The following is a 17,192-nucleotide window of genomic DNA, read 5'->3' on the forward strand; positions in this document are numbered from 1 at the left end:
GAATTCAAAGGAGGAAACATAATGGTCATTTTTAATTATATTTTAATTTGTATTATTTTCGGGACAACATTTTTAACGATTAAAATTGGGATTGAAGCGGGGACGCCACCATTATTTTCAGCGGGAATCCGTTTCTTTTTGGCAGGCATTATTCTCATTATCATATTTTCTTTAAAACGGAAACAGGTCATGCCATACTTGTTATCTAAAAGAATTATGTACGCTGGTTTTTGTTTAACATTTATGACATTTGCAACTTTATATTGGGCAGAACAATATATTTCTTCTGGATTAGCAGCTGTTCTTTCTGCGACAGGGCCAATGATGATTTTGTTGTTACAAGTAAAAAGAAATAAAACAAAATTACAAAAGGAACAACTTCTTGCGCTAATCATAGCGCTTAGTGGTGTTATTTGTATTTCCTTACCAGGTATGCATCAACAATTTACTCTTATATGGAGTATTGCTTGCTTTGTCATATTAGTCGGTGAATTGTTTTATGGAATAGGTTCCATTCGTTCAAAAGAAATACTTTCGGATTTACCAAAAATATCACCGTTTCTTATCAATGGAATTCAAATGTTTTACGGTGGGATTTTCCTGCTGATTAGTTCTATTTTCATAGAACAGCCTAATCTAGCTATATTAACATCTTGGAGTGTACAATGGCCCATTTTGTATCTCATATTTGTTGGTTCAATTGGTGGGCATGGACTCTATTATTGGCTCTTATCAAAGACAAATCCGGTATTTCCATCAACTTGGCTTTATGTATCTCCATTAATTGCTGTTATTGCAGGATATATATTTTTAGGGGAACCACTTAATCCACTAATGGGAATTGGAGCGTGTCTCATCTTGATTGGTGTATTTTTAGCAAATCGCTCTACGCTAGGAGTGTACTTTAAACAAGGGAGATTATTGAAAAAAGAAATGTAACATGATTGTATTTTTGTTGTGGGATAAAAGAATCTTAATGCGCCTATAAATAACAGAAAAAACAAACTATTAAATAGAGTTAGAATTCTTTATATGTTATAATTATATATCATTTTCATAAAATAGCCCTGTATATGATAGGGCTATTTTCGAATTATAAAATAATACATATTAAGGGCAATCAAAATTTAAATTTAGCAAACGGATAGGAGAGGTTCACTTGAAACAAGCATTAATCGTTATCGATTTGCAAGAAATCTTTTTCTCAGAAGAAAAAAATTACTTATATCAGCATGAGCAGTTGCTTGAAAATGTGAATACAGTCATTAACTCGGCAAAAATAAAGAAGATACCAGTGGTTTTCATTCAGCATACAGATCAAAATCCATCAGATGAAATGGCGAAGGGGAAGTACACTTGGGAATTACATAAAGGGCTGTACCGAGAAAGTAATGATATTGTTATAGAAAAAATCACATGGGACGCCTTCTATCAAACTACTTTAGAGGAAACTTTAAAAAAACTGGGTATAGAGCAATTAATTTTTGTGGGTGCTCAAACTGAATTTTGTTTAGACACGACTATACGAATCGCATATAGTAAAGGATATCAACATAATTTGCTAGTAAAAGGCGCGCATAGTACTTTAAATAGCAATCAACTTAGCGCAGAGCAAATTATAGAGCATCATGAATCTGTATGGAATAACCGATTTGTACAAATACAGCCGCTTGATTTATATAAGTTATGAGAGGAATCATGAAGCTTTTCCAATCCCATTAAACAACTTTAATAAAAAAGAAAAATGCTAGATGTTATGATTTCCGGTATTAAAAAAGAACCGCTAGAGAATGACAATTGCTCCTCTTGAGGTTAGAGTGCAAGCACCAATTAAAAAAGTTAGTATGTTTGTGAACTTTAAAACAAGTACGAAAAAAATATTGATAGGAAGGGAAGTTTTATGGAGATAAAAATAGATGATTTAACCGGTACTGCAGTAGAAAAATTATTGATGGATCACCTACAAAGCATGGCACGACATTCTCCTCCAGAAAGCAGACATGCTCTAGATTTAGACGGATTGCGGAAAGAAGATATTACATTTTGGAGTGCATGGGAAGAAAATGATTTAGTTGGATGCTGCGCACTTAAAGAACTCAATAGTCAACATGGAGAAATAAAATCAATGAAAACATCTTCATTGCATTTAAGAAAAGGTGTTGCCAAGCGGCTTCTTCAACATATAATTGAGGAAGCAAAGCGACGTGGTTACCATAGGTTAAGTTTAGAAACAGGATCTATGGGTGTGTTCCAACCAGCTAGAAGTTTGTATACAAGTATGGGATTTCAATACTGCAAACCGTTCTCGGAATATAAAGACGATCCCAATAGTTTGTTTATGACAATGGAATTGATATGTAATTAAATCGTTTTTAATATGTATATTACTGTTTTTCAAATTTATATAGATTAAGTGTTAGTTTAAAGTGAATTTAAACGGGGTATAAAAAAGATTGATAATTTATAATAAAGTTTGATTGAAAATCCTGTTTTCGCAGGATTTTTTTCTTTAATATAAGGCCGGCAGGTTAGTTGAACAATAAAAATAAAAAGCATTCTATATTGAATGCTTTTTATTTTTATCATAATTTGGTGATGTACTAGAGTGTGTTAATATGCGGTCTAATACTTTTTTAATAAATGGTATAAAGTAATTAAGTATTAGTCCTCCTAAACAAACGGTTAATAAAGTTCCAACGCCAATTGGTCCATTTAAAATCATTGCCATTATCAAGAATACGAGGTAAATGAATGTTCTCGAAAAAAATATATTTGTTCTAGTTAATTCTTGTATGATTAATGTTAATCGGTCAACTGGAATCGGTGCAAAATTTGTGTGCAAATATGTTGCAGTTCCTAATCCTATAACAATTAATCCGATCCCAAAACAAACAACTTTGCTGTACCATAGTTCAGGTGTTATCAAATTATGCAATAAAAAAAGCCACATATCAATACCAATACCCGTTATAAATGCTGTTAACAACCCTAAAAATTCTGGTCTTTGTCTTTTTAAAATTGAATTACAACATATCAATATTAAAGCTATTATTATTTCCCAACTTCCCACAGTAAGCCCCGCATTTATGGACAGTCCTACCAAAAGTGCATCAAAAGGTGAAGTTCCAAGGTCTGATTGTATAGTGAAAGAAATACCAAGGGTTAATATTAAAATTCCTAATACATAAAAAACATATTTCACTTTACTCCCCCCCTTCACCATCATTTTTATTGCATTTGCAACAAAAATGATATACATTAAATTTAACCCGATTTTATTGCATTTGCAACAAAAATATATACTAAGGAGTTAATTATGAAGGAAATTCTTCGTGAAATTGGAATGATAGCAAGGGCATTAGATTCTATAAGTAATATAGAATTTAAAGAATATGACCTTACAAAAGGACAGTATTTGTACCTTGTGCGAATATGTGAAAACCCAGGAATCATTCAAGAAAAGTTATCTGAGATGATAAAAGTAGATCGAACAACGGCAGCGCGTGCTATAAAAAAACTTGAAATGAATGGATTTATTGAAAAGAAAGAAGATGAATATAACAAAAAAATTAAAAAGCTCTTTCCAACAGAGAAAGGGAAAAATGTTTATCCTTTTATAAAAAGAGAAAATGATTATTCCAATATCGTTGCATTAGAGGGATTTTCCGAAAGAGAGGTAGAAGCCATTTCCAATCTTCTTCAAAGAGTAAGGAAAAATATAGAAAAAGACTGGGAGTTCGTAAAAAAGGGAAACAAGAGAGAATATTGAGTATATAAACGAGAGGAATATTTAAATGACTACAAATATAAAAAAATGTACCCTTGAAGATGTACGCAAACTTCAAGAAATTAGCTATCAAACATACAATGAGACATTTAAACATCATAATACACCCGAAAATATGAATGCTTATTTAGAAAAGGCATTTAACTTAAAACAATTAGAAGGAGAATTATCCAATACTTCTTCGCAATTCTTTTTTGTTTATTTTAATAATGAAGTCGCCGGATATTTAAAGGTCAATACCAATGATGCTCAATCTGAAGAAATGGGTGATGAATCACTTGAGGTTGAGAGGATTTATATAAAGAACACATTTCAAAAACATGGGCTTGGCAAATATATGCTAAATAAAGCGATAGAAATTGCGATGGAACGTAATAAAAAGAAAATCTGGCTAGGCGTATGGGAGAATAATGAAAATGCTATTGCCTTTTATAAGAAAATGGGGTTTGTTCAAACTGGAGCCCACTCTTTTTATATGGGTAATGAAGAACAAATAGACTTTATAATGACCAAAACACTCATATAACTTTTTTGAAAGGGGGATTATTATGTATATTCCAAAGTATTTTAAGGTCAAAAATGTTGATGAAATTTGGGATTTTGTTCAAAAAAACTCTTTTGGCACGATTGTCACAACAGAACAAGGGAAACCAATTGCCACTCATTTGCCTTTGGGATTAAATAGAAAAGGTGATGATTATTATATTACTGGACATATTGCTTATGGAAATCCTCAGTGGAGAACATTTGAAACCTGTGAAGATGTGCTTGTTATGTTTCAGGGACCGTATGCTTACATTTCTTCTTCTTGGTATGGGCATGAAGAAGTTCCAACATGGAATTATCAAGCTGTCCATGTATATGGTAAAGTAAGCATTTTAGAGAAAGATGAATTAATAGAAGAATTAACAATGATGCTGGAAAAATATGAAGAAAATCGTGAAAATCCTGTTTTATGGGATAAACTTTCTCCTCATCTCTTAGAAAGTGAACTGAAAGGTATAGTTGGATTTAAGATTAAGGTGGAAGAAATTCAGGTTGCATATAAATTAAGTCAGAACCGAAATAAAACGGATTATATTAACATCATTGATAAATTACAAAATGAAGGAAATCCAAATTCGAAACAAATGGCAGAATTGATGGAAAAGAGATTAAAAAATCATATATAAGCCCACTTTTATTCAACCCTCAGATGCAAGAATTAAAGAACGGAACTGTCATATTGGCAGCTTCTCTTCAGCTTGTGAAAAATTGTACTTAAAGAAAACGGGCTTGAGTTGAAGAACATAGCACAAAAATGATCAAACTTTTTATGAGAACTAAATATAAATTTGTTAGAGAAGAATCCATTTTGATTAATCTTTTTTAAAAGAAAACAAAGCCTTTCTGATAACTCAACATTTATATAATTAAACTATTTTTTTAAGCACTATGAAAAACCCTCTCGTATATAAAACGAGAGGGCTTCATAGTGTTCAATTTGTATGTACAAAGATTAATTTACTTTTTTTATAAATCCTTTGTAATGACGTTTTACAAGCTGACTTTCTAACGTTTTCATTGTTTCTAATGCTACCCCTACAATGATGAGTAAGCTTGTACCACCAATTTGAGCGGAAGGCGGTAAAGTAGCAACCTTTGTAAACACGAGCGGTAAAATTGAAATAGCGCCTAAGAAGATAGCACCAATAAACGTTAAACGATATAGAATCTTTGTTACATATTGCTCTGTTGATTTCCCTGGTCGGATACCTGGAACATATCCATTTTGCTTTTTTAAGTTTTCTGCCATTTGTTCAGGGTTTACTTGAATAAATGAATAGAAGTATGTGAAAGCAATAATGAGACCAACGTAAAGTGTCATGCCAATTGGGTGTGCAAAATCTAGATTTGTACTTAACCATTTGGAAACACTAGAGTCCGGGAAGAGCTGTGCGATTGTCCGCGGCGTCATAAGGAATGCTGAAGCAAAGATTACTGGAATTACACCAGCACTATTTACCTTTAAAGGTAAATGCGTATTTTTTGCTCCTTGATATTGATTATTCCCTGAAACAGCTTTTGCATATTGAATAGGTATTTTACGAATTGCCTGTTGAATGTAAATAACACCCACAACGATTGCTAAAATGACTAATCCAATCAATACAATTTTTACAATATGCATAAAGAGTTGATCTCCAGCATTTTGGAATTGCTGTAAATAAATCTGATTTACGACATTTGGAATCGCTGCAACAAGTCCCGCAAAGATAAGCATTGAAATTCCATTTCCTACGCCATTTGCAGTAATTTGTTCACCTAACCAAAGTAAAAATGCAGTACCGGCAGTTAGCACTGTAGCGATAAATAAATAAGTAGTCCATCCTGGATTAGAAATTAATTGCCCGCCTGCTATATTGTTAAAGCCAATAGACATCCCTATGGCTTGAATGAATGCGAGAATGATTGTAAAGTATCGGGTAAATTGAGCTGACTTTTTGCGGCCCATTTCTCCTTGCTTTGCCCACTCTGTAAATTTTGGTACAACATCCATCTGTAACAACTGTACAATGATGGAAGCCGTAATGTATGGTGTGATACCTACAGCAAAGATTGAGAAGTTTTGCAAAGCTCCTCCGCCAAATACATTAAGCATACCTAAAACATTGGCTTGATCTTGTACTTTTAATACCTCTGCGTTAGTATGAGGAACTGGTATAAACGTGCCAATTCGAAAAACAATTAACATCGCAAGTGTAAAAAGGATTTTCCTTCTTATTTCAGCTACTCTCATAAAGTTTGAAATCGTACGAAACATCATGTCGCCTCCTGTATTTTTATCAGCTACCTAAAAGGGAAAACTGAACATTATATCCTGATAAATAAACCACAAACCTCCTTCCGTGTAGAATTCATTTGACAAATGAACGTTCAAAAATTTTGTAGTTTTATCATGGATATAAGAAATACAAGTATTTATATAAGCGATAGATGGATAATTGTAATCATTCAATAACCATAATATATCTAATAAATAAAAAAATGTACATAGATAAGACTGAAAAGAATGAAAAATTAACAGGAAGGGCAAGAATTTTCCTGTTTTTCATAAATAGTTGCTTATATAAATCAGTAATTGTTATAATTTTCTTAACAATAAAAAGGAGGTGAGTAGATTCCATGATGCATTTACTCAGTAAACGTGTGGAAATAAGCCTGGATCTTTCTCACTCATATAGATGGTGTAATAGTTTGTTTTCTAAAATACAATCCTGAGATTCATATGCATCATACATGAGATAGATACATTTTCACATCGTTTATGTAAAAAATAAAATGAGGTGGATTGTATGATGAAATTGAGTTCTATGCTAAAGGTAGTAGAAACTATTGATGATGAATGGAGAAGTTCGTTAGCAGAGCAAATTCTAGAGAGATGGGAATATGATAAGAAATCATTATATTATTTTCGTTCAAGTGCAAATTTCATATTTGTATTCAAAAAGGATGGAGAATGGCATTTTCTTAGATTTATAGAAAAGCAGGAAAGAAATATAGAGGCGCTTAAAGATGAAATAGACATTTTGTTTTATTTATCTCGTCATTCCATACGTGTCGCAGAACCAGTTCAATCAAAAAATAAACGTTATATTGAAGAGATTGAGACGGAATTAGGGTTTTTTTATGCAGTTGTTTTTAAAGGACTTGATGGTAAGCAATACGAGGTTGAAGAATTAAGAGAAGAGCAATTTTTATTATGGGGAAGAACTTTGGGTAAGCTTCATCGAACTTTGAAAAACATGCCAAAAAATTTATATCTAAATCGCTCAACCTGGAAAGATCATCTTAATTTTGTAAGAAGGATATTGCCTGAAAGTGAGTGGGCTGCCTATAAAGAATTAGAGGAAATTTCTACTTGGGCAAATAATTTATCTATTACCAGTGATAATTTTGGAATCGTACATTATGATTTTGAATTAGATAATCTCTGTATAAATAAAGACGAAGTTGGAATTATTGATTTTGATGATTGTGCTAACTATTGGTACGCTGCGGATATTGCATTTGCTTTACGAGACATATTTCATGAGAAAGTGGATATCAATCATCCGTCTTATCAAGTTTTTCTACAGGGATATACAATAGAAACATCAATTGATGAACATATTTTAAAAGATTTACCATTGTTTATGAGAATGCATCAATTAATTATGTTTACGAAAATACTCCGAACTGTTGATATTCCAGAATTAGAGGAATATCCGGAATGGTTACAGAATTTACGAAAGAATCTTGTAAACTATATACAAAAAACGAGAACAGAATTTAAAAAACTACACTCTTAAATTGTTATAAAAAGCGTGCTGGCAATTTGTCAGTATGCTTTTTTATTATATTGAAGATACTCGGATGGAGGAATAATATGAGCAACGATTTCTTTTTGAAGAAAGTAAAATTACTAGTACAGATGCATTCTGAAGGATCACTTGGTGGTGAAGTGATGCCTGAGGACGTTTTAATCGGAATTGTGCCAACTCATGATTTACCAAACGTGTTGACATTAGGAATGTCATTAAACTATCAAAGAGATTCATATAAGTTGTGGCAGTCGATTATGCAAGCCTATCTCGATGAGAGTTCTCGGTGGATTTTTCATACAAATACTGTATCTAAGTGTAATTTAGATGAGTTACGAAACGTGTTGGTATATTATAGGGTAGCATTACAACCTAACCGTCATCCTGAAATTTGGAAACGGGTAGCAATGGGGCTTACTCGGTCTTCTTCTAATGGAGATGTTATGGGTTTAATTGAATCTGTACAATTTGATATTTCCTTATTAAAAAATATAATGCAAAAAACGAGAAAATCGGAATTCCCTTATCTTTCTGGACCGAAAATCTTTAACTATTGGTTATATGTTATGGAAAGTTATGCAGAAATTAAATGGAAGTCACGTGAGCTTATTACAGTAGCTCCGGATACACATATTTTAAAAGCTACTGTTGAATTAGGATTATGTTCAGAGGCGGTGTTAAATGGTACAACTGATAGTCGCCAAATTGTAGCTGACGCATGGGAAAGAGCTTTATTTGATAGTGGGCTTGCTCCAATTGATATTCATACACCTTTATGGTTGTGGAGTCGGGCAGGATTTCCTAAACTTGTAATATCAAACTAAAGATAAAAAACGAAGGGAGAATAGTATGGGAAAAATACTAAAATCTCTTCGTTTTTTGATTGAAACTATTTATTTGGCATTGCAGATATATATTTTTTTACTACTTCATAAACATATTCTTGATTTGCCGATGCTGTATTTGGATTGTATTTACCACCGTTTACTTTATTATTAGATAGTACTCGAATGCCTAAGAATGGTACATCATAAGCTTTTGCAATTTGTGCTGCGGCAGCACCTTCCATTTCTTCTACAGATGTACCGTACTTAGTATGGAACCATTTAATTCTATCAACTTCGTTATTCCAAAGATCTGCTGAGCCTATAGTACCTTCAACTACTTTACCCTTAGTGTATTTATCTTTTACTGCATTAGCAGCTTCAAGTAAATCTTTATCACCCTCGTAGTAGCGGGCCTTTTCAGCATTCGGGTCTTCTCCGGCACTTCCTTCAGAAGCCATTAAGTCCATAGATATCCATTTTGTCGGATCCATTCCTTGATTTTCATCCATACTTGCTGTTTTTAATGAACCTATGTTTGTAACTCTTTTTCCTAATACAATATCAAATACTTTTAAATTTGGATCATGTCCACCTGATGTCCCTTGATTGATGATTGCGATGGGTTTATATTTTTCGATCGCAATCGCTGTAGCTGCTGCTGTATTTTCCATTCCTTTACCTGTTTTCGCAACGATTACAGGATAGTTATCTACTGTTCCTTTATAAAATACAAAAGTTCCTGATTTTTCTTCTTTCACATCTTTTAATCTTTTTGCAAACTTTTCAGCTTCTATTGGCATGGGGCCTTGAATTAAAATAGGTTTTTGATTACTTTTTGCCTCAGCTGCTTGTTTTGGACTAGCATTACACCCTGCAAGTATTGAGAATGATAATGCAATAGTAGTTGCTAAAGTAGCATATTTTTTTAACATGTTGTTCTTCATAAATAATCTCTCCTTTTTCTCTTGGTGTTTGATACACTCGGAGTTTTGGTCCAAAGAAAAAAGTTCTAGAAAATGTAGAATGATTTCTACTTTCTAGAACTACGGAAGTCAAAGTATAGTTAATTCAGCAAAAATGGACTAATGCTAAATTATAAAACGGGAGCGGCTAAATACGCCGAACAACCGAGTACTTTAACCCGTAGTCCAGTTCTTTCATTGGGAACTAGGTAGAAACGCTCGGACCATATTACCGAGTATATACGAGTGATGGTATTTAAGATGATTACATTGATAATATAGCAAACTTATAATGGATATTCAACAAAAATGAACTTTATTGTTGGGATTTATTTTAATGTTCGTTTTTTACGAGGTGAGAATGGGAAATCGGTCTGGTTTTTAGGGATTAAACACTAAAATAGCGGTATCTAATTTTTAATACAGTACCACTAAAGTATATATCTGGGGATTTTGTACCGGTACAGTTTGATTTAATTCACATTGTTTGTAAGCCACTTGACCTTTAGAATGAGCATATAGTGAAGAAGGCTATTAGTAATAATTTTATTTTAATCAATGCATCTTTTAAATGATACTTTCGCTGTTTCTAGATAATTATCAAGTTTTAAAAGGATATATTTATATTACAAGAATATAGTAGAGGAAGTGTTTTATATGACAGAATTTCAAAAAATGTTCTTTTCAAGATTGAACCTTGAAAAACAAAACACTATTGTATTTGAAGACTTAAATAAAATAATTAGAACGATGGCTTATGAAATACCTTTTGAAAATTTGGATATTGTGACTGGGAGTACAAAAGAAATTTCTAAAGGAAATCTACAAGAAAAAATATTAATGCGTTCACGTGGTGGACTTTGTTATGAGTTGAATTCAATTATGTATTATTTTTTAAAAGATTGTGGTTTCGATGTACAATTAGCATTAGGTACTGTTTATGATAGAGAAGCAGAAGTTTGGGCCCTTGAGGAAGGACACGTTACAATTATTTTAAATTATAATCATGCAGTATATCTAATTGAGGTAGGGCTTGCTTCAGTGATGCCTTTGATGCTTGTTCCATTTACTGGTGAGGTTGTTAAGTCGATAAATGGTGAATATCGTGTTAGAAGAGAAAATACAGATAAAGGGTCTTACGTTTTAGAGAGACGAGATGTTAATCAATTATTTAAATCAGAAGAGCAGATAGAATGGAAATTATGTCATGCTTTTCATACAGATGCTATTGATGAAATAACCTTAAATCGAGTGCAAAAGAAAGTGATAGAAGATGAAAATTCTCGCTTTAATAAAGGACCAATTGTTGTGAAACTTATGGATTCTGGGTACGTTTCTTTAACGAAAGAAAGTCTAACTCAAACAATAAATGGTCAAAAAGATAAAAAGTTACTTACAGAACAACAATATACAGAGATATTAGAGGATAAATTTAATATAAAAATGTAAAAACAATGATTTCAAAAAGAATGTATTTGAGTTAAATGAATCAAGTAAGCCTACTGAGCTAACGGGTGTGATCAAATTAAAAGGTCAACCGGATTTTTCTGGTTGACCTTTTTTATTTTGCAGGGCCTATTATAGCGGTAGCTTGGGTATTTAAATTTCAATTTTATTCTGGATTAATTATTCAGTTATATATGGTCTAGTTTCCAAAACTTTTGTGAAAAGCTCTTGCAATCATAGCCGCAGCTTCCTGGTGGGTCATATTTCTTTTCGCATAGTATTTTACCACGCCACCTCGATATTTCGTTACTTCGGGGCCATATAACTCTAAAGCAACTACCGTTTTAACTGCTTGTTCAGCCCATGGATCTATTTTATCTTTTAGCTTAGCATTTCCATCCTTTAAGCCAGGATTGAGTATCTTCATCATATTGATTAAAATCACGGCTGCCTCTTGACGGGATACTGATTCTTCAGGAGAAAAGCTTTTCTCAGTGGATTCCTTCATTATCCCTAAGTTGACAGCTATTTCAAGCTCTCTTTTCGCCCAGTAATGGCCAGGAACATCTTTAAATAAAACCGATTTTTCAGGAAAAGAAACATTGAATTGCGATAGCGTACGTGCAGTCATAAATGCCATCTCTGCCCGGGTGATTGGTTTATTTGGCTGAAACTTACCTGTTTGATTTTGGGTTAGCTCTAGCAATTGTATATAACGAATATAATCTGCATTGGGGCTCTTTTTGCTTACATCCTTATAATAAGAAAGCTTGCTCTTTTCTGCGTAACTGGAAATATCCACGTATTTCAAGTAGGAGATAGTATGACTTTTATTTGCTTTAAAAGCTAATTTTCTACCTTGTTCGTCTACAAAAAATAACGGATCAAGCTGTTTCAGCTTGGATTTTATGCCTAAGACCCCATCTTCCGCTAATAATTCTCCATTACCAATAGCAGTAATTTTCGTTACAAGGAATCTAGTTCTTAGATCCATGTATTCTCCTTCAAAATGCTTAAGCTCTTCTTTTGGTGTTCTCATATATTTCGATTCTTCTTCCTTTTGCGGGTAATAGTGGTCCATAAATTTTTCAAAGAACTGCTCACGCAAATCAGTCGTTGATTGTTTGTTGTATGTCAAAAAGATTCCGAGTTTTTGCTTGGGTAAAAACCAAATGGCAGAAGAAAAATCAGGTAAACTTCCTCCTTTACCGATCACGTACTGGCCATTAGCAGACTGAAAACTTATGTTTTCAAATCCATAACCGGTATCAGGGAATTTAGAGTGAATAGCTGAATGATATTGATTCATTTCTTGAATAGTTTCATTCTTTAAAATGCGATCATTCCCATAAGTTCCTCCATTCAAATGCATAATCATATATTTGGCCATATCTTCGGCTGTTGTATTCATACTTCCAGCTGGATTCACAGTCGGGATGATAGTATAAGGTTGCATTGGATTCCCTTGCTCATCATAGCCAGTAGCTAAATGTTCTTGCATGGCAGATGTGGGTGCAAAATTACTGTTTTTCATATGCAAAGGTTCAAAAATATTCTTTTTCATGTATTCTTCAAAAGGCATTCCAGAAATTTTTTCTACTAAATAACCTTGAAGAGTAGAAGCATAATTATCGTACATATAAGATTCACCTGGCTGGCGAGTTACTTTCGGAAGTCTTTCTTTAACATAATCCTTCAGAGGAGAAAATTTCGTTACATCCATTTGTATATCTTCTGGTTTCATCACTTCTGTATGAAAGCCTGTTGTATGTGTCAATAAATGTTTTGGCGTAACAAACTGTGGGAATGGATTCTTGATTTGCACCTCATCTAGGTAGCTATTCACATCTCCGTTCAATTGAATTTTTTCTTGTTCCACCAGTTGCATTACAGCTGCAGCCGTAAACACTTTAGATACAGAGGCGATACGAAAAACAGTTTGATTAGGATCAACAGGGATTTTCTTTTCTTGATTTGCATATCCATAGCCTTTCTTTAACAACACTTTCCCATCTTTCACCACCACAACAGCGGCTCCAGGAATATTCATCTCTTTAATCTCTTTTTGGTTAAAAAACTGATCCATCCAATTCTCCAACACTTTTTCGTCAGACGGTCCTATATCCATGCCAGTCGCAAATGAAGGGCTAGGAACGAGGGAAGAACTTACGAACACAATGATAGATACCATTAAAATAGAATATCTCTTCATAATTATCCTCCTAACTTAATTCATTATTTTCTATTATTTAAGATAACTACATCTTAAAATGTTAATCTTTCCCTCAACTTTCATTTATCTTACAATAACCTTACAAAAGGAAAATTTTAGATTTAAGCAATTTAATTTTGCAGAAACGGGGGGAGAAAATGGAGAGAACGATTATAATCGTCGATGATGAGCCTGAAATCATAGAGATACTAAGACTTTTTTTGGAAATGGAAGGCTTTTCGATACTGGAAGCGCGTGATGGTAAATCAGCTTTAAATGTTATACAGAAATTCAAAATTGATCTAGCTATTATTGACGTTATGATGCCGAATATTAATGGGTTCGAATTGATTAAAATAGTTCGGAAAGAATATAAAATGCCTATTATTATTCTTTCTGCCAAAAATCAAGAAATGGACAAAATTATGGGATTAGGGATAGGGGCAGATGATTTTATATCGAAACCATTCAGCTTGTTAGAGGTATTAGCACGAATTCAAGCTCAACTTCGAAGAACATATGATTTTAATGCTTATTCGTTAAATCAAGAGCGCTCTCAAACGTGCTTCGATGACCTGGTGTTGGATCACCACTCTTGTATACTTTACAAGCGGGGACACGAAATTAAACTTAGTGCCCTTGAGTATAAATTATTGAAGCTATTTATGAAGGAGCCAGGTCGTATTTTTACAAAAAAACAAATCTTTGAGAACGTATGGTCTGATCATTATTATTCAGATGATAATACTATTATGGTTCAAATCAGTAGATTGAGAGAAAAAATTGAAGATCATCCGAGAAATCCAGTATATCTAAAAACTGTACGAGGCTTAGGTTATAGATTTGCTAAAAAGGAAGAATTGAATGAGCGATAAAAATAAAATATTTAACACCTTAATTAAAACCTATGTTTTCTTCTCGTTGACTGTTGGAATTACTGTCGTTATCCTGCTGGTCATTTTAAATTTTCAAATGGCACAGAAGTTTGATAATACTGTGTTATCTAATTTAAGAGCAACTGAAATCGTACGACAGAACTACTCAGACATTCCCTCTGATACAATTGAGTCATTTGATGGTTGGGTAGAAATTCTCGATGAAAATCTGCACATTATTTATATCAAAGGGAAAAAGCAAGATAACTTATCCGCCTATACGGAAAAAGAATTAAACAGCCTCTTTTATGACCAAGAGGAGAATCCGTATTACTCTTCTCTAGCACCATTTAAAACAAAAGACGGGAAAACGGCTTATTGTCTTATTAAAATTCCCAAAACATATATAAAGCAAGAGTTCTCGGTAACAAGTGCAGCGAAAGGCCATGTTACAGTTTTTACAAAATTGCTAATTCAAACCTGTATCCTTTTTCTCCTTTTATTTGGGCTTAATGTATATATATATAGCCGTTGGATGGCTATGAAAATAACAAATCCTTTGCGTTCAATCGCTGATGGAATTAGAAATATCACGAATGGCTATTACTACAAAAGGCTTCGTTTTAAATCAAACTATGAATTAATGCAAATACAGAATAACTTTAACCTTATGGCTGAAAAACTAGAAAAAACAGAAAAAGAGAAAAAACAATTAGAAAAAAGCAAACAGCGCATGCTTGTACATATCTCTCACGATTTAAAAACTCCTATTACAACTATTCAGAGCTATGTTGAAGCACTGCAATTGGGTCTTATTAAGGAGGAAGCGAAGAAACAGCAAGCTTTACATATCATACATACAAAAGCACGACTCGTTACAGAATTAATTGAGGATGTCTTTGAATTATCTAAACTTGAAAGCCCTGACTATCCATTTCCAACTGACTCACTAGATATTTCTGAATTTATTCGTGAAATATCTGCAGAATATTATGGCCTGTTTGAAGAAAAACACTTTAACTTTCAATTTGAAATCCCTTCTCAAGAAATATTCGTTTCGTTTAACTATACATTGTTATATCGGGCCGTTTCTAACGTACTGTCCAATGTTTTAAAATACAACCCGAAAGGAACTAATGTTCTTATTTCGCTAATCGAAGGTACTCAAAAGATACATATCAATATCATCGATGATGGTATCGGTATTCCTAATGCTATAAAAGAAAAAGTATTTGAAGCATTTTTCAGGGGAGATCAATCAAGAAAAAGCGATGGGGGAACAGGTCTCGGTTTAACCATTTCAAAACATATCGTGGAGAAACACGGAGGTAAAATTTATTTACATACAGGCGAGGGGGAAACAAGATTTCAAATCACCCTTCCTAAATCTGGTTACAATTTTCCGTCCATATGAGGCGGCTATTTGGAGTAGTAGCACCCGTAAACGATCTGCTTTCGTGGCTCGAGTAAGGTTAAAAGGAAATGGTGTAGTTTAGTTTGTAAAGAGGTAAAAAAAGAAGCCACCACAATAGTAGGGGAAGCCCCTTTATAAATTACCTAAATACATTTCCACAGTACGTTTTAGCCAATTGTAAGGACAACTTTTCCTCGGCCGTGTCCACTCTCAATCTCTCGATGGGCGTCTGCTGCTTTGTGTAGCGGAAATGACTTCCTAATGTGGATGTGCAATTTCCCTTGCGAGTAAAGATCTACTAGCTGAGCAAGCCGATCCACGGATCTCTGACTGCGTATAGGGCGAACACCAAGTTCCTCTACAAGGTCGAACGCAACAATGGTGCCGATTCGGTCTTTGTTTTTGACAAGTTCCAATGATGCACGCAGAGCAACGTCCCCAGCGGCATCTAAGGCTACGTGCACGCCATCCGGTGCTAGGACACGGACTCTGTCGACAAGATCGTCTCCATAAGTGACGGGGATCGCACCGAGCGATCGGAGGTAATCGTGGTTATGTTCACTGGCGGTTCCGATGACAGTTGCTCCCCATGATTGAGCCAGTTGTACTGCGAAGGTACCAACTCCACCAGCTGCAGCGTGAATCAATATGGTGTCTCCCTTGCCAACACCAAGTTCCTGTAACGCGGTGTGAGCGGTTTGACCAGAGGCTGTTATTGCACCAGCCTCTTCCCAAGGCATGTTCTGTGGTTTATGCACAATCTGATCAACACTAACCACCACATATTCCGCATAACAGGCTAGTAAAGACCATCCAATTACTTCACTGCCGACAGAGAAGTCTGTGACTTTATCCCCGACTTGATCTATGATTCCTGCGAACTCGTTACCGAGAATCTGTGGATACCGCACCTCCAAACCGGGTGGTGCCCAGCCACTACTACGCACTGCCAAGTCGAACGGCTGGATTCCAGCAGCCTTGATCCGGACCCGAACTTGCCCTGTACCAGCATGAGGATTGTCAAATTCCATTACTTGCAAAACATTTGGAGGACCAGAAGTAGAAATTGCAGCGGCTTTCATACTATATCCCTCCTTACGGGGCAGGGGTTCCAGCTTATGGTGGAATGGGATTGAATATGAACTAGGTAATCGAACTTTTTACCACCCAGACGGGCAAAATTTAAAATCTCTTTTTCTTGCTTGAAAAGGTTTAGCGATCGAATCGTTTGATTTTTATTCATAGATAACTGTCCTCTCATATTATTTTAAAATGTAATCCTAGAATTACGAATTAACATATGCTGCTATTGAACGATCATTGAAT

Annotated in this window: 16 protein-coding genes and 1 riboswitch; of the genes, 11 read left to right on the forward strand and 5 right to left on the reverse strand. The window is 34.2% G+C overall.

Annotated elements, in window-relative coordinates; genetic code table 11:
• Nucleotides 1-21: 21 nt before the first annotated feature.
• The 3 genes from AAIE21_RS11500 to AAIE21_RS11510 all read left to right on the forward strand — a co-directional run bounded on the left by AAIE21_RS11500 (nucleotide 22) and on the right by AAIE21_RS11510 (nucleotide 2,365).
• Complete coding sequence (locus AAIE21_RS11500) at nucleotides 22-939, forward strand: DMT family transporter (protein ID WP_343266884.1); 918 nt, start codon at nucleotides 22-24, stop codon at nucleotides 937-939.
• Nucleotides 940-1,159: 220 nt separating this feature from the next.
• Nucleotides 1,160-1,690 (forward strand): isochorismatase family protein, encoded by a 531-nt coding sequence (locus AAIE21_RS11505; RefSeq protein ID WP_343266885.1) that lies wholly within the window; start codon nucleotides 1,160-1,162, stop codon nucleotides 1,688-1,690.
• Nucleotides 1,691-1,900: 210 nt separating this feature from the next.
• Nucleotides 1,901-2,365 carry a GNAT family N-acetyltransferase gene (locus AAIE21_RS11510; RefSeq protein ID WP_343266886.1) on the forward strand — a complete coding sequence of 155 codons (465 nt, stop codon included), beginning with the start codon at nucleotides 1,901-1,903 and terminating at the stop codon, nucleotides 2,363-2,365.
• 192 nt (nucleotides 2,366-2,557) lie between these two features.
• On the opposite strand, the gene AAIE21_RS11515 is transcribed toward AAIE21_RS11510, so the two are convergent.
• Complete coding sequence (locus tag AAIE21_RS11515) at nucleotides 2,558-3,202, reverse strand: YczE/YyaS/YitT family protein (protein ID WP_343266887.1); 645 nt, start codon at nucleotides 3,200-3,202, stop codon at nucleotides 2,558-2,560.
• Nucleotides 3,203-3,316: 114 nt separating this feature from the next.
• On the opposite strand from AAIE21_RS11515, the gene AAIE21_RS11520 reads away from it, so the two are divergent.
• From AAIE21_RS11520 to AAIE21_RS11530, 3 genes are read left to right on the forward strand one after another with little or no spacing between them, the layout of a single operon-like run.
• Nucleotides 3,317-3,769: a MarR family winged helix-turn-helix transcriptional regulator gene (locus tag AAIE21_RS11520; RefSeq protein ID WP_343266888.1), complete on the forward strand. Its 453-nt coding sequence runs from the start codon at nucleotides 3,317-3,319 to the stop codon at nucleotides 3,767-3,769.
• A gap of 25 nt (nucleotides 3,770-3,794) precedes the next feature.
• Entirely contained in the window at nucleotides 3,795-4,313 is a 519-nt protein-coding gene (gene paiA, locus AAIE21_RS11525) for a spermidine/spermine N(1)-acetyltransferase (RefSeq protein WP_343266889.1), read from the forward strand.
• 22 nt (nucleotides 4,314-4,335) lie between these two features.
• The gene (locus AAIE21_RS11530) at nucleotides 4,336-4,959 is read left to right on the forward strand and encodes an FMN-binding negative transcriptional regulator (RefSeq protein WP_343266890.1); all 624 of its coding nucleotides are present in this window, start codon (nucleotides 4,336-4,338) and stop codon (nucleotides 4,957-4,959) included.
• A gap of 326 nt (nucleotides 4,960-5,285) precedes the next feature.
• Here the strand turns inward: AAIE21_RS11530 and secY are convergent, their stop codons facing one another.
• Nucleotides 5,286-6,590 (reverse strand): preprotein translocase subunit SecY, encoded by a 1,305-nt coding sequence (secY, locus tag AAIE21_RS11535; RefSeq protein ID WP_343266891.1) that lies wholly within the window; start codon nucleotides 6,588-6,590, stop codon nucleotides 5,286-5,288.
• A gap of 532 nt (nucleotides 6,591-7,122) precedes the next feature.
• On the opposite strand from secY, the gene AAIE21_RS11540 reads away from it, so the two are divergent.
• Together AAIE21_RS11540 and AAIE21_RS11545 are read left to right on the forward strand one after the other, a co-directional pair.
• Nucleotides 7,123-8,118, forward strand: a complete 996-nt coding sequence (locus AAIE21_RS11540) for a phosphotransferase enzyme family protein (protein WP_343266892.1) — start codon at nucleotides 7,123-7,125, stop codon at nucleotides 8,116-8,118.
• Nucleotides 8,119-8,195: 77 nt separating this feature from the next.
• Entirely contained in the window at nucleotides 8,196-8,954 is a 759-nt protein-coding gene (locus tag AAIE21_RS11545; protein WP_343266893.1) for a hypothetical protein, read from the forward strand.
• 65 nt (nucleotides 8,955-9,019) lie between these two features.
• On the opposite strand, the gene AAIE21_RS11550 is transcribed toward AAIE21_RS11545, so the two are convergent.
• Nucleotides 9,020-9,901: a 5'-methylthioadenosine/S-adenosylhomocysteine nucleosidase gene (locus tag AAIE21_RS11550; protein WP_343266894.1), complete on the reverse strand. Its 882-nt coding sequence runs from the start codon at nucleotides 9,899-9,901 to the stop codon at nucleotides 9,020-9,022.
• A gap of 180 nt (nucleotides 9,902-10,081) precedes the next feature.
• A riboswitch (purine riboswitch) is annotated at nucleotides 10,082-10,185 on the reverse strand.
• 391 nt (nucleotides 10,186-10,576) lie between these two features.
• On the opposite strand from AAIE21_RS11550, the gene AAIE21_RS11555 reads away from it, so the two are divergent.
• On the forward strand, nucleotides 10,577-11,368 hold the full coding sequence (locus tag AAIE21_RS11555) for an arylamine N-acetyltransferase family protein (protein WP_343266895.1): 792 nt from the start codon (nucleotides 10,577-10,579) through the stop codon (nucleotides 11,366-11,368).
• Nucleotides 11,369-11,564: 196 nt separating this feature from the next.
• On the opposite strand, the gene AAIE21_RS11560 is transcribed toward AAIE21_RS11555, so the two are convergent.
• On the reverse strand, nucleotides 11,565-13,577 hold the full coding sequence (locus AAIE21_RS11560; RefSeq protein ID WP_343266896.1) for a serine hydrolase domain-containing protein: 2,013 nt from the start codon (nucleotides 13,575-13,577) through the stop codon (nucleotides 11,565-11,567).
• Nucleotides 13,578-13,735: 158 nt separating this feature from the next.
• Between AAIE21_RS11560 and AAIE21_RS11565 the strand changes: the two genes are divergently transcribed.
• On the forward strand, nucleotides 13,736-14,452 hold the full coding sequence (locus AAIE21_RS11565; protein ID WP_343266897.1) for a response regulator transcription factor: 717 nt from the start codon (nucleotides 13,736-13,738) through the stop codon (nucleotides 14,450-14,452).
• Nucleotides 14,442-15,866, forward strand: a complete 1,425-nt coding sequence (locus AAIE21_RS11570) for a HAMP domain-containing sensor histidine kinase (protein ID WP_343266898.1) — start codon at nucleotides 14,442-14,444, stop codon at nucleotides 15,864-15,866. Before AAIE21_RS11565 ends, AAIE21_RS11570 begins: the two co-directional genes overlap by 11 nt.
• Before the next feature lie 167 nt (nucleotides 15,867-16,033).
• On the opposite strand, the gene AAIE21_RS11575 is transcribed toward AAIE21_RS11570, so the two are convergent.
• Complete coding sequence (locus AAIE21_RS11575; RefSeq protein ID WP_343266899.1) at nucleotides 16,034-16,948, reverse strand: NADP-dependent oxidoreductase; 915 nt, start codon at nucleotides 16,946-16,948, stop codon at nucleotides 16,034-16,036.
• Nucleotides 16,949-17,192: the final 244 nt, after the last annotated feature.

Source organism: Paenibacillus sp. 102 (assembly GCF_039549175.1).
Lineage (GTDB): Bacteria > Bacillota > Bacilli > Bacillales > Bacillaceae_G > Bacillus_A.

What these genes read in the sequence shown, in the direction of transcription:
- AAIE21_RS11510 (WP_343266886.1), top strand. Translation starts at nt 1,901, where the DNA reads ATGGAGATAAAAATAGATGATTTAACCGGTACTGCAGTAGAAAAATTA.
- AAIE21_RS11575 (WP_343266899.1), bottom strand. Translation starts at nt 16,948, where the DNA reads ATGAAAGCCGCTGCAATTTCTACTTCTGGTCCTCCAAATGTTTTGCAA.
- AAIE21_RS11530 (WP_343266890.1), top strand. Translation starts at nt 4,336, where the DNA reads ATGTATATTCCAAAGTATTTTAAGGTCAAAAATGTTGATGAAATTTGG.
- AAIE21_RS11570 (WP_343266898.1), top strand. Translation starts at nt 14,442, where the DNA reads ATGAGCGATAAAAATAAAATATTTAACACCTTAATTAAAACCTATGTT.
- AAIE21_RS11565 (WP_343266897.1), top strand. Translation starts at nt 13,736, where the DNA reads ATGGAGAGAACGATTATAATCGTCGATGATGAGCCTGAAATCATAGAG.
- AAIE21_RS11555 (WP_343266895.1), top strand. Translation starts at nt 10,577, where the DNA reads ATGACAGAATTTCAAAAAATGTTCTTTTCAAGATTGAACCTTGAAAAA.
- AAIE21_RS11550 (WP_343266894.1), bottom strand. Translation starts at nt 9,901, where the DNA reads ATGAAGAACAACATGTTAAAAAAATATGCTACTTTAGCAACTACTATT.
- AAIE21_RS11500 (WP_343266884.1), top strand. Translation starts at nt 22, where the DNA reads ATGGTCATTTTTAATTATATTTTAATTTGTATTATTTTCGGGACAACA.
- paiA (WP_343266889.1), top strand. Translation starts at nt 3,795, where the DNA reads ATGACTACAAATATAAAAAAATGTACCCTTGAAGATGTACGCAAACTT.
- AAIE21_RS11545 (WP_343266893.1), top strand. Translation starts at nt 8,196, where the DNA reads ATGAGCAACGATTTCTTTTTGAAGAAAGTAAAATTACTAGTACAGATG.
- AAIE21_RS11560 (WP_343266896.1), bottom strand. Translation starts at nt 13,577, where the DNA reads ATGAAGAGATATTCTATTTTAATGGTATCTATCATTGTGTTCGTAAGT.
- AAIE21_RS11540 (WP_343266892.1), top strand. Translation starts at nt 7,123, where the DNA reads ATGATGAAATTGAGTTCTATGCTAAAGGTAGTAGAAACTATTGATGAT.
- secY (WP_343266891.1), bottom strand. Translation starts at nt 6,590, where the DNA reads ATGTTTCGTACGATTTCAAACTTTATGAGAGTAGCTGAAATAAGAAGG.
- AAIE21_RS11520 (WP_343266888.1), top strand. Translation starts at nt 3,317, where the DNA reads ATGAAGGAAATTCTTCGTGAAATTGGAATGATAGCAAGGGCATTAGAT.